The sequence below is a fragment of the Streptococcus sp. ACS2 genome, assembly GCF_000525585.1.
GTDB lineage: Bacteria > Bacillota > Bacilli > Lactobacillales > Streptococcaceae > Streptococcus.
This window is the reverse complement of sequence record NZ_JALT01000036.1, coordinates 19,480-31,044: the sequence shown is the minus strand read 5'-3', so window position 1 is coordinate 31,044 and position 11,565 is coordinate 19,480. Positions and strand designations below refer to the sequence as shown.

9 protein-coding genes are annotated in these 11,565 nt (G+C 37.7%); 2 read left to right on the top strand and 7 right to left on the bottom strand.

Features of this window, described 5'->3' with window-relative positions; genetic code table 11:
- The 6 genes from HMPREF1517_RS07390 to HMPREF1517_RS07365 all read right to left on the bottom strand — a co-directional run.
- The coding region (locus HMPREF1517_RS07390; RefSeq protein WP_051412005.1) for a mucin-binding protein at nucleotides 1-3,855 on the bottom strand (3,855 nt) is incomplete at its 3' end.
- A gap of 591 nt (nucleotides 3,856-4,446) precedes the next feature.
- Nucleotides 4,447-5,457 carry a hypothetical protein gene (locus HMPREF1517_RS07385; protein ID WP_037600694.1) on the bottom strand — a complete coding sequence of 337 codons (1,011 nt, stop codon included), beginning with the start codon at nucleotides 5,455-5,457 and terminating at the stop codon, nucleotides 4,447-4,449.
- Nucleotides 5,458-5,581: 124 nt separating this feature from the next.
- A complete protein-coding gene (locus tag HMPREF1517_RS10685) occupies nucleotides 5,582-5,929 on the bottom strand; it encodes a hypothetical protein (RefSeq protein ID WP_037600691.1) in 348 nt (115 codons plus the stop codon).
- 12 nt (nucleotides 5,930-5,941) lie between these two features.
- Nucleotides 5,942-6,304 carry a hypothetical protein gene (locus HMPREF1517_RS10680; RefSeq protein WP_232219569.1) on the bottom strand — a complete coding sequence of 121 codons (363 nt, stop codon included), beginning with the start codon at nucleotides 6,302-6,304 and terminating at the stop codon, nucleotides 5,942-5,944.
- 18 nt (nucleotides 6,305-6,322) lie between these two features.
- Nucleotides 6,323-7,270 carry an AEC family transporter gene (locus tag HMPREF1517_RS07370; RefSeq protein WP_037600685.1) on the bottom strand — a complete coding sequence of 316 codons (948 nt, stop codon included), beginning with the start codon at nucleotides 7,268-7,270 and terminating at the stop codon, nucleotides 6,323-6,325.
- Nucleotides 7,271-7,353: 83 nt separating this feature from the next.
- The gene (locus HMPREF1517_RS07365) at nucleotides 7,354-8,979 is read right to left on the bottom strand and encodes a malolactic enzyme (RefSeq protein WP_037600682.1); all 1,626 of its coding nucleotides are present in this window, start codon (nucleotides 8,977-8,979) and stop codon (nucleotides 7,354-7,356) included.
- A gap of 354 nt (nucleotides 8,980-9,333) precedes the next feature.
- Between HMPREF1517_RS07365 and HMPREF1517_RS07360 the strand changes: the two genes are divergently transcribed.
- Together HMPREF1517_RS07360 and HMPREF1517_RS07355 are read left to right on the top strand one after the other, a co-directional pair.
- A complete protein-coding gene (locus tag HMPREF1517_RS07360; RefSeq protein WP_037600680.1) occupies nucleotides 9,334-9,684 on the top strand; it encodes a helix-turn-helix domain-containing protein in 351 nt (116 codons plus the stop codon).
- A gap of 140 nt (nucleotides 9,685-9,824) precedes the next feature.
- Nucleotides 9,825-10,700 (top strand): LysR family transcriptional regulator, encoded by an 876-nt coding sequence (locus tag HMPREF1517_RS07355; RefSeq protein ID WP_037600677.1) that lies wholly within the window; start codon nucleotides 9,825-9,827, stop codon nucleotides 10,698-10,700.
- A gap of 82 nt (nucleotides 10,701-10,782) precedes the next feature.
- Here the strand turns inward: HMPREF1517_RS07355 and HMPREF1517_RS07350 are convergent, their stop codons facing one another.
- Nucleotides 10,783-11,541 carry a CPBP family intramembrane glutamic endopeptidase gene (locus HMPREF1517_RS07350; RefSeq protein WP_037600674.1) on the bottom strand — a complete coding sequence of 253 codons (759 nt, stop codon included), beginning with the start codon at nucleotides 11,539-11,541 and terminating at the stop codon, nucleotides 10,783-10,785.
- Nucleotides 11,542-11,565: the final 24 nt, after the last annotated feature.

The window sequence follows — 11,565 nt, the reverse complement described above, 5'->3', positions numbered from 1 at the left end:
TCCTGCTCCTTCAAACGTTACCGTTTGTTTAGTTGGTTTTGTTACTTCAGTTGTTTTTGGTACATAGATGATTGGTGTATCTTCACCTGGTTTATCAGGTGTTACAGGTGTTCCTGGTTGGATTGGTTGACCTGGTTTGGTTGGATCCTTTGGATCTGGAAGGTGTGGCTCATATCCTGGAACATCTGGTACAACCGGTTGACCTGGTTTCGTTGGATCTGTTGGATCGTTTGGATATTTAACACCTGGTGTTGATGGGAAGTTTGGATCGTTTGGTGTTTCTGGTTTTGGAACCAAGCTTCCAAGTGGTTTGTAAGTAACCGTTTCTTCAAGATTATCTTGGGTAACCGTCTTAGTTGGAACGCTTGCTTTATCCGCATAGTAGCCAGTGACATTTGGTGTTGGCACTGACGCATAATCCGTCTTATTAGCTACCCATGGTTCATTAGGGTTAAGAATTTCACCTGTAACTTTATCAAGTTCCAATGTACGTGTCCATTGGGCGTTTTGAACGTTATCAGGTGGTGTTTGAGCACCTGCTCCTACATAATGAACAGTTGATGTCACATCTTTCTTCCATTGATCTTTCGCAGGGTAGTTTGGACTGTTTGGATCATTTGGATTGATTGGATCTGTTGGATTATGTGGATCATTTGGCCCAACTGGAACTTTATCATGTTCTAACTTAACAGTAAATTCTTGATTTACAGAAGCATCATTATCATATTTCTTCTCATCTGCTGTCGCTTTGGTGAAACCATCTTCCACTAGTTTGTATCCTTTATTAACAAACTCTTGAATCTTGTTAGCAGTTGAGTAATCAATAGTAGCGCCTGAATCACCTTCAACAGAATCACTAGCTAATTCTTTATTATTAGCTGACACATCAACATAATGAATCGTCGCTTTCTGTTTCTCTTTCTTGTAGACAACTACTGTTTCATAGCTTCCTAAATCAGATTTAGCTACAATATTACGCCAATAAGTGTCAGAAATTGTTCTGCGACCTGCACTAGTTTCAATGATAGTATCTGCTGGCGCAGTAGAAGGATTGTAAGTATAAGAAGCAGCTACACTATCTGCATTGTCTCCTGCTTTTAGACCAGGAACATTAGTTGATAAAATTTCTGCCTTATAGCCACTTAGCTTAGGAGAAGTTACAGCAGTATAGTTGACAGTCTCATCGTTTGTCGTTCCTGCTACTCTCCATCCTGTATCAGCTTTACCATCGCCATCGATATCACCAACATTGTATTTTGCTTTACTGTAAGCAGTCAAGAATTCATCACCATTACTTACAGTTGAATTCTTCAAAACATCTTTAAATTGGTCCTGATCAATGGCAACCTCAAGAGTACGATTCCAATCAGATGATTGAATGACGTCATCTTTAACTGGTGTGCCATCTTCATAAACGTATTTGATAACATTTTTATGGATAGCTGTAGGATTGATTGTTGAGCCGTTCGAAATCCAAATGTTTTGACGGTTATCACCAACAGGGTCGATACCATATGTTCTGTCAGTTGCTGAGATACCACCTGTAGATGAACCTGTTGGAACTGATTGTGCATTTGCAGGATTAATATCAGCATGGTTACTTTGGAAACCGGCAATACTCAATGCTCCACCTTGAATATTAGTCCAAACAGAACTTTGCTTATTACGACTTTGTGCATCTCTACCATCTTTATTCAATGAATAAACAGTATATGTTCCAAGACCTGGATTAACGAGTGTTCCTGTTGGACCGTTAAATTCTACTCGGTTACCTGAACTAGCTGATTTATTCGAAATATAAAGAATATTACCATGACCAATATCTTCAGGGTTATTACCTTGAGGAGTAGATGCAGGCAATTTACCAGTCACCTCTCCAGCTGAGAGACCGTCTGATCTAGTATAACGTAGTAATGAGACATAAAGTGGATTGTTAAATTGGAAAAAGGTATTAGAACTATTCCCCAACGCTACTGAAATCAATTCAGCATAGTAGTTAGTATTATCATCTCGAATGTCTACGATAGAACCCTTATTAGCCTGGAATAACGGTTGATCCTTGTGTCCATTCTCAGAACCAAGTGAAATAACATCGTCCCAAGCATTATCACCGCGATCATCCATTTGTACACGGAATGTTGCATAGTCATCTACGACAATGCGACCATTTTCATTTAGACCAATATAGTTATAACCGTCATAGCTTCCTGAAGGGCCTCCTCCACTCTTAGGACCTTTACCTACTGAGTGGAATGTATTGGTAGAATTTTTACCAAAATTAACTTTCGAATTATTACCAAGGTCAATCGCAACACCACGGCCTTTATTTTCAAAACGAACTTTAGAAGTTGCACCCGTTGTAAACTCAGCATTATTACCGGCCATCACACCATCACGACCATTTAATTCAAAGGTCGCACCGTCACCGATAATAACTTTACTTGGACCATTCTTACGATTGCTATTTCCAGCACCATAACCACCGAAACGATCTTTATCTGTTACACCATCTCCAGGTCGATTGACACCAAGCGAAATACCTTGTCCGATACTAGTGTTAAGTACAAGTTTTGACTCTTTACCTGTTTCCACTGTACCGCCATCTGCCATAAAGATACCAGCATTATGATATCGAGCACTATCTGTAGCGTTATCAGTGTTCATGTTAATGGTTAGGTTAGCTCTATCTTGAACACTAACTTTAGCGCCACTTTCAAGAGTGATTGCATCCCCTTGAGAAGAACGGTTAAGTGTTAGACTAGCCCCCTCAGAAACAATAACAGCTTTAGCATCATGAATGTTTGATTCACGACGTTTATCTGATCTACCAGCTTGTCCCACGTTACGTTGAACATACTGAGTTTGTCCATTTCCAGATTGATAGCTATCACTAACAGTTGATGTTGTATTTCCTTTAATAACAACATTGGTGTTTCCACCACCACCATAAAGTGATGAACCAACACTGGTTACATTGTCAAAAGTAACAGTATTTGGACCACTTGTCTTAGATAAATCAACAGGTCCCTTTGAGTTAGCTGATGCCAATTTAAGGTTTTTGAAGTTAAGCTCCCAAGCTGCACCAGTTAATTCTAAGGTATTTGACAAAAGATCTAGACTAGCATTTTGATTTTCACCTTTGATTGTAAGTGGACGTGCTTGAGTGTTAATAGTGATTTTACGGTCAACAGATCCTGAACGCCCATTATCCGTATTACCATTATCACCTGCTGCTACAATATTACCTTTAACGGTAATTTCTTTAATACTACTGTCTTGAAGTGCTGCAACAAATTCACTCCAACTAGATACTTCTTTCTGAGCATCTACTGCTACTGTTGATGAAGCTGATGCTGCTGCACTCGTATCACGACGCGTACGACTAGAACGATTAGAATCATCCGAATTAGATGACTTTTGAGTTTTATCAGATGAATTTTCGTAACTATCAGTTTGACTCACTTTATCTGAATGATTCTCAACAGATGATTCTGAAACAGACTCATTAGATTCTTTTGCTGTCTCAGCCTGTGTATTTGTTGTTTCTCCTGTTGATGCATCCGCAGAAGTTGTTACACTTGGAGTTAAATCAAGTGTTGCAGATGGTTCAGTAGATGCTGAAACAACAGACGTAGGATCTGTCTGTTGTGCCGTTGTTGTTGAAGTAGTTACTAAACTACTCGAATCATCGCCGGTAACAGATTCCTCTGGTGTTACCGGTGTGTCGGTACTGGCAAGCTCATCAGCTTGTGCACCATGTGCTGCAAACAGTGCTGTTCCCAAAAGCACTGAGCAAACGCCGATTGAATATTTTCTCAAAGAAAAACGTTGGCGTCGATTAAAAAAATCTTTCATTTCATAAATTCCTCCCAATTGAATTATGATTCAATTGCTGTTGCTTAACATTTATGCTGTAACCGTATTCTACCCCTTTATAATTTAACTGTCAATAAAATTTTCTGTTTTTTTTACACTAGTACGATTTTTATAACGATACAGTATATATGTCGTTTAACATAATGAAACAAAGATTACAACAAACAATCATCTTATTTTCATAATTTAACAACACATATCCAACATAGTTATGAAGATTATAAATTAATAATACATTATAATTTATAATAAATTTATATTATTTGCAGTAAATTAAAATATACCTAATTTATAAAAGTTTTGATTAATAAAACGTGCTATTTCTTAATGATGTGTCCTACTTTACTTTGAAAAGAACACTAAGAGTAGTCAAGATATTTCTCGTAACCAACCAAACTCGTACCATCAATGGTGTGACTTATCATTTTGATGAAAATGGACGTGTGAAGCAATTGTAAGAAATGTAAGAAAATCGACTAAAATTATTCTTACTAGTCATACAGATAAAAAAACAAACAAAAAGCCAAAATCAGAATGCTGATTTTGGCTTTTTGTTTGGTAAAGAATTTATTAGTCCTTTTTCAGTCTTTTTAGGTGTTTATAGAGACCGAAGGCACGATCCAGTTGCATGGATTCGATAGGACGTTTGCCCTTGATATAGAGATTTCCATTGGTCGCATTCATCAACCCTGTTTTAGCAATGGCATAGCCAGTAATCATGCCACTATAAAGGAATTTTTCCAGTTCCTTGACATCTAATACTCTGCTTGAAGGTTCAAGAATACCATATTCTGCTTCATAGATATCCACAAGTCTTTTAAACTTATAGGCTGTTTTTATGGGCATATCTCCGACATTTCCCTTGGCATAATAATGATAGAGATTCTGTGGGCTTAAGTCTGCAGATGCCACCTCTTGACCATTGGGCGAGTAAGGTTGTGATTTAATGAAAGTATTAAGCTTGCCAATATCAATGTGGGAGTCGCTAACATTTTCCTTAGGAACAGGACCTTCAACCTTATCAACAATCTCCCTTCGTCTTATGGTAGCTAATAATTCATAAGGCTCGACTCTAAGCCTTTTAGAAAATTTTTCCAAAGTATCAAGCGATACCGTTCCTGTTTGATTGATCAGGTTATAGTTGGTTTGAGCCATACCAGATGAGACTACAAAGGCTGTCATGCGTTCTCTGACTTCCCCCTCAGCCATATCTTCCGTGATTTCCAACTTCTTGCGAATGTTGTGCCACAAGTTCTGGGTGACCTGATCAGGATTTCTTGGAAACTCAAAACCCTCATGCTGATTATCTCGAGCTAAGAGCTTCCCAAGTGTAATGTTTTTCCCAGTCACCTTGGACAGACCGTTAGTAATGGTTACAATCTTTGGAATATTTCCCTTAGGCTTGTTCATGAAAAGCATCCGAAGGCTTCCTGACGGAATCCCCGTAGCTTCTGAAAGCTCTTTGTAACTCTTCTTGTCTTTCCAAAATTCCCCCATACGAGCTTTTTCCGCATTTTCCCAGAAAAGCTCCTTAAGGGATTTGGGGGTATTCGGCTCATCCGATAATAGTCGTTTTGACATAATTGTCTCCCTCTAAAATTGCTGTTTAAACTTAGTCCGAATCTATTATCTCATATTTTTAATAAAAATCAAATCATTTCCTAATGGTATTGATTTTACTATATAAAAAGGATTTAGCTCCGTTTTACACAGAACTAAATCCCTTGAGGGGGATTATATCATAAATTGGTAAATTATAGCCTAAAGCATACCCAACCAAAAGAAAAAAACTTAATACGCTAGCCCAATCAAGGCCAGAAGCAAATACTAAAGATTTAATTGTCCTTCCACTCAATTGACCAAAATAGACCCAATTTTTCCTATTTGAAACAAATAAAACAATTGGGAGATAGAGACTAGCTCCTAACAGGACTGGCCAATACTGCTTAATCCCAATTGATAAAGGGAATAAACCTGTCAAAACCAAGCTTATCAGGGCAAACAGTGAGAATCCACTCATGAAATAAGGAATAACACGAGAAATGCCCTGCATACTTTTTTCAGGTCATTCTTCATCTCCATAGAAAGAATATCGCAAACCAATATCTACCAAGCCGGCAAAGCCAATCATATTATTCAAGCTATTAATGGTCCAGCTAGTTTCTAGTAAGTAAGATAATTTTTGTTTCCGATTTAGCTCTTTATTTAAGATTCTATCATAGATGATCATTGGCGCAACGGCCATAAAGCCAAACAATGCTAAACAGATGACATTTAGTGGAGACAGTTTCCCCAGTATTTCTACAATCTTATCAAACGAAATCGTCTTAAAAAGTCTAGTTATCTCTACAATAACTAGACTCGCAATAGATAGAAATAAAACGAATTTGATAAGTGTTTGCCATTTTTTAACCCAATTTAAAAACATTTGCAAACTCTACTCCTTTTATCCTAATAATGTCTGTAAAATCGGAATCACAATCACAAATAAAACCGTACTGAGAGTGACCACATTCGTTGAAAACTCAACATCGCCTTTTCCTTGATTGGCAAGGATAGGAAGAACCGCTAAAGCAGGTGTTGCTGATTGAATCATAAAGGTTCTAAATTCTGGTGCTACCATATTTGGAGAGAAGAACTTCAGAACCAAGAGCATGATGACCGGTGCAAGGATAAAACGACCAAGCAGTGTGATGATGGTATCTTTATCAAAGCGAATCGTCTTAAGTCCTGCCTTCGCTAGAACGATACCAATATAGACAAGTGATAATGGCGTTGTTAAACTACCAATATAGGTCAAGGTACTTTCCGCAAAACTTGGAACAGGAAGACGGAGCACTAAAAAGGCGAGGGCTACGAGAAATCCTAATAAAGGAGCAGGGAAGAGTTTCTTCCAATTAAATTTTTGAGCCTGTTTTGAAGCCCCTTCTTTGCTATCAGACGTCATCAGATAGACACCTAATGTCCAAGTAGATACTGTATTTGTAATATAATACACTAAGAAATAAGGAAGGGCTTGATTTCCAAACAGAGCGATATTTAAAGGCAAACCAATAAATATGGTATTGGCATTGACAAAGGTATTAATCATGGTTCCTCGGCGTCCTGGGCGCACTCTAAAAACTTTCACCGCGATAAAGGCCGCTAGGTAACCAAGAATGAAGGCGATAAACGTATAGAGCAAACCGCCAGACAAGCTAATCAGCTTATCTAAAGTTAAATATTTAAGAACAGAGGTGAAAATTGCAACGGGCATGGCCACATTCATAATAAGTTTAGACAAGTCATTTCCGAAACTCTCTTGGAACCAACCGCGGACTTGCAAGAAATAACCAAGAATGATGATGACGATAATGGGTACAATACTCTGAATTGACGTTATAAAGATTTCCATAGTCACCCTTTCTATATAATAGGACATACAGCAAAAGGCGTACGAGGCATCCAGTCGCACTCGTACACCCCAATTAAATTTACTTATTTATACTCTGGATACCACTTCAAATCACGAACTGCTTTGGCCATATCTGTTTCCTTAACACGCGCAAGACCTTGCTCTTGTGCTTTTTTAGCGACTGCTTCTGCTACTTTAATAGAAACATCTGCTACATACTTGAATGGTGGCAAGACAGGAGCTCCTGGTTGGCCTGGATTGACAATACCACTCAATGAATGAGCTGCTGCTCCAATCATTTCATCAGTCAAAAGACTTGCTTCAGAAGCCAGCATACCTAGACCAAGACCTGGGTAAATCAAGGCATTATTGGCTTGACCAATCACATAGTCGACACCTTTATAAGAAACTGTATCAGCAGGAATTCCTGTTGCGACAAAAGCTTTGCCATCTGACCATTCAATCAAATCTTTGGCACTAGCTTCTGCTAGTTTGGTTGGATTTGACAAAGGGAAAATCATCGGACGTTCTGTATTTTCACACATAGCTTCTACTATTTCTTTAGTGAAGGTATTAGGTTGAGTTGAAGTTCCTACAAGAATGGTTGGCTTCACAGTCTTCACTACTTCAAGCAGGTCAGTCAACTTGTCTGCGTTACTAAAGTCAGCACGTTTCTTAGCAAACGGTTTTTGTTCAGGAGTTAGGTCATCCATGTCATCAAAGAGAAGACCTTGTTTATCAACCATAAAGAAACGTTTATAGGCTTCTTCCTCAGAAAGACCTTCACTCACCATTTCACGAAGAACACGAGAGGCAATTCCTGCACCCGCAGTACCACCACCATAGCAGAGATAAACTTGATCTGTTAATTTTTCACCACTAATATCCAGTGAACCAAAGATACCACCCAAGGTAACGATTCCTGTACCTTGAATATCATCATTAAAAGTTGGAATTTGTTTCCTGTATTTTTCAAGAATATTGGCAGCATTCAAGCGGCCGAAGTCTTCCCAGTGAAGGTAGAGTTTAGGAAAGAGACGTTCTGCTGTTTGAACAAATTGGTCAATGAAGTCGTAGTAACGATCTCCGCGAACCCGTTCATGACGATTCCCTAAGTAATTAGGATTGTTACGAAGTTCTTCACGGTTAGTCCCTGCATCAATAACTAAAGGAAGGACCATAGAAGGATCGATTCCAGCAGCACCCGTGTAGACCATCAATTTACCAACAGAAATATCGACACCATTTGTTCCCCAGTCACCGATTCCAAGGATTCCTTCTGCATCTGTTACAACAATGAGACGAATCTCGCGATCCCCAGCAGCATTTTTCAAAGTGGCTTCAATATTTTCAGGATGATTGATATCAAGATATCCCGCATATTGTGGATCTACAAAGAGGTCACTATAGCCTTCAATGGTATCTGCAATAGTTGGATCGTATACAATTGGATTGAATTCCTCCAAATGTTGAGAAAAGAGGTAATAGAAAAGAGTTCGGTTGGTGTTAAAAATTTCCATTAGGAAAAGACGCTTTTCCAAATCATTGGCTTTTGTTTGCATTTGCGCATAAGTTTGCGCCGCTTGTTCTTCAATCGTTTGAACATACGGTGGCAGTAAACCAATAAGGCCTAGTTCCTTTCGCTCCTCTAAGGTAAAGGCAGTACCTTTATTGAGGAAAGGGTTGTTTAAAATATCATGTGCAGTCATAGTGCAACCTCCTTTTTACTTATATTATACTACTTAAATCGTCGTTTTAAAGAACAATGTGCTTTATAGTGTCCACTCGTTTCTTTTATGTTATAATGGGCAAAAAGAATTATGACAGAATCAACTATACAACCAGTTATCATCTTTCCTCCAGATACAAATGGACAACCACTTTATCTGTGCCTAACCGTATAACACATTTGTTTTACAGGCTATGCTATATAGTAGCAACAATTGTGATGGTACTAATAGAGACTAGCATATTGAACTAATAAACAATAATATGGATTTTATAGTATACTTTGTATTGTTTAAAAAGTTATTTTTGTCATTTAAAACTTGTATTCTGTTTATATGACAACTAATAATTATCTACAAAAATATATTTCACAAAAAGTGAAATATTTTCGTAAACAAAACAAAATGAGCCAGGAGGAACTTTCGGAACAGGCAGGACTCGGACTCAAGTATATCAATCAATTAGAAAACCAAAATGTGAATCTGACCATTCACAGTCTAGAAAAAGTGATTGTCGCCTTAAACTTGACACCAGAGGACTTTTTCAATTTCAATAGCCTCGAGGCCACCACTGACCAAACCGATAATCTCTCATTGAAAAGAGTTAACATGAAGCTGAAACAAGTTCCTGTTGATAAAAGGGAGAAAATCCTAGCTATTTTTGAAGATATTCTTGATAACCTATAATCATCTCCTGACTCATCATCATATTCTAACTCAATAAAAAAGTTATAGTCAAACACATCACTACGGATAATATTTACTTATCGTCTCATCTAGCCTTGTCTATGTAACTCTTTTTAACAATTTTTTGAAAGTGTGATTTTATGAATCTTAAAGACTTATACTATTTTTATGACCTAAGTAACTTGCAATCTTTCACTGAAGTAGCTCGAAAAAACGGGGTGAGTCAACCATCTATTTCTTATGCCATTAAACGTTTAGAAAAGGAGTTTCATTGCCAATTACTTGTGCATGATCCTTCACATAGGACATTTAAGCTAACTCCACAAGGTGATATATTGTTACGACATGTAAAGAAAGCTCTTCCAGAAATACAAGGTGCCCAAAAAGAAATACTTCGAAGCATTTCTCCCTATGATACAATTGGGTTTCCGCCTCTTATCATTGACTATCTTGTTCGTAAAGAGCCTGCTTTTATTGAAAATGTCTCAGCACTTCGAAATATTCACCCTATACAAGAAGGGTCTATTGAACTTCTAAACCTCTTGTCTAAGGGAGAACTAGATGCCAGTTTTATTGGAAGCTTAGAACCGATTATCGATAAACGATTTTCAGTTAAAACTCTTATGACAAGTGATCTTTATTATATTCTACCTTCAGGCCACTCATTGGCAGATAAGGAAGCTATCGCTTTCTCTGACGTTCTAAATGAAAATTTTATTATTTTAGACGAACATTTTGTTCATCTAAAAGCTTTTCAACATTTGAATAATCAATATCATCATGCTGCAACACCATTCTTTCAAACAGATGATATTAATTTGCTTAAGCAACTCCTTCGTAAAAAAATTGGTATCAGTCTTCTTTCTGAAATCGCTATAACAAAGGAAGACAAAGATTTAATTTCTATCCCAATGGTTAAAGAGGAACGCATGTCGCTTTATGTTTCACTAGTTACACTTAAGGAAAATAATCTTCATCCTGAGGTAGAAAACTTCTTCCAAGAACTATTAAATTAAAAGCGATAATACTAAGCTAATTAAGGTACATCTAACAATAAAAGGAAACTCCCCTCGTACTTAAACGAAGGGAGTTGTTTTACTAATAATTCCAGTTTACCAAGAGATAAATGAGACTCGAGCCAAACATATCCGCCAAGGCATGCATGAGGAAGAATGGAAGCAAGTTTTTGACCTTGTATTTATAAAGGAAATAATAAAGTAGACCAAAGACCACACCGATAACCAGAGCCCATAGCATCCCCTGATAGGTATGGAAGGACACACGGACAATGGTTGAAAAGACCAAGACCCACCATTTATACTTGTCCTTTACTGAGGTCAAGAGCCCTAAGAAGAAAAATTCCTCGTAGAAACCGTTAAGCAGTCCGTAAGCAATGGCCATAGGTGACAAAGCCATAAACTTATCAATAACAGCCATAGGGTTAATATAAGCTAAAACTTGAGGACTAAAATAATTATACTGTCCTGACAAGGTGCTAACCATATCGGCAAATAGGCCTGAGATAGCGAAAATAAAGGGTACCCAAAAGAGAACAGACCACTTTAGGCGTATAGGTAATTGTTTAAAGTCAAAATGACGTATCCAGAGATATATAATCGCTAAGGTTAGAAGAATAATCTGCAAGGTGAAATTACTTGAATAGCCTGCTCCCTCACTGGCTGTATTTGTTGATGTCTCACTGATTGCTGTGGAAACGCTTGGAGCCAAACTTGCCAAATATATTTCAGTCGAACGGACAATAAACTGTCCAAACATAATGAGCGTAACAATACCAATATCAAACCACCTCAGATTCTTTAGTGGTTGTTCGGGACGAATTTTCTTGAGTAAAGACATTGGTCTTTCCTTTCTTCTATCCTC

What these genes read in the sequence shown, in the direction of transcription:
- HMPREF1517_RS07385 (WP_037600694.1), bottom strand. Translation starts at nt 5,457, where the DNA reads ATGTCAAAACGACTATTATCGGATGAGCCGAATACCCCCAAATCCCTT.
- HMPREF1517_RS10685 (WP_037600691.1), bottom strand. Translation starts at nt 5,929, where the DNA reads ATGCAGGGCATTTCTCGTGTTATTCCTTATTTCATGAGTGGATTCTCA.
- HMPREF1517_RS10680 (WP_232219569.1), bottom strand. Translation starts at nt 6,304, where the DNA reads ATGTTTTTAAATTGGGTTAAAAAATGGCAAACACTTATCAAATTCGTT.
- HMPREF1517_RS07370 (WP_037600685.1), bottom strand. Translation starts at nt 7,270, where the DNA reads ATGGAAATCTTTATAACGTCAATTCAGAGTATTGTACCCATTATCGTC.
- HMPREF1517_RS07365 (WP_037600682.1), bottom strand. Translation starts at nt 8,979, where the DNA reads ATGACTGCACATGATATTTTAAACAACCCTTTCCTCAATAAAGGTACT.
- HMPREF1517_RS07360 (WP_037600680.1), top strand. Translation starts at nt 9,334, where the DNA reads ATGACAACTAATAATTATCTACAAAAATATATTTCACAAAAAGTGAAA.
- HMPREF1517_RS07355 (WP_037600677.1), top strand. Translation starts at nt 9,825, where the DNA reads ATGAATCTTAAAGACTTATACTATTTTTATGACCTAAGTAACTTGCAA.
- HMPREF1517_RS07350 (WP_037600674.1), bottom strand. Translation starts at nt 11,541, where the DNA reads ATGTCTTTACTCAAGAAAATTCGTCCCGAACAACCACTAAAGAATCTG.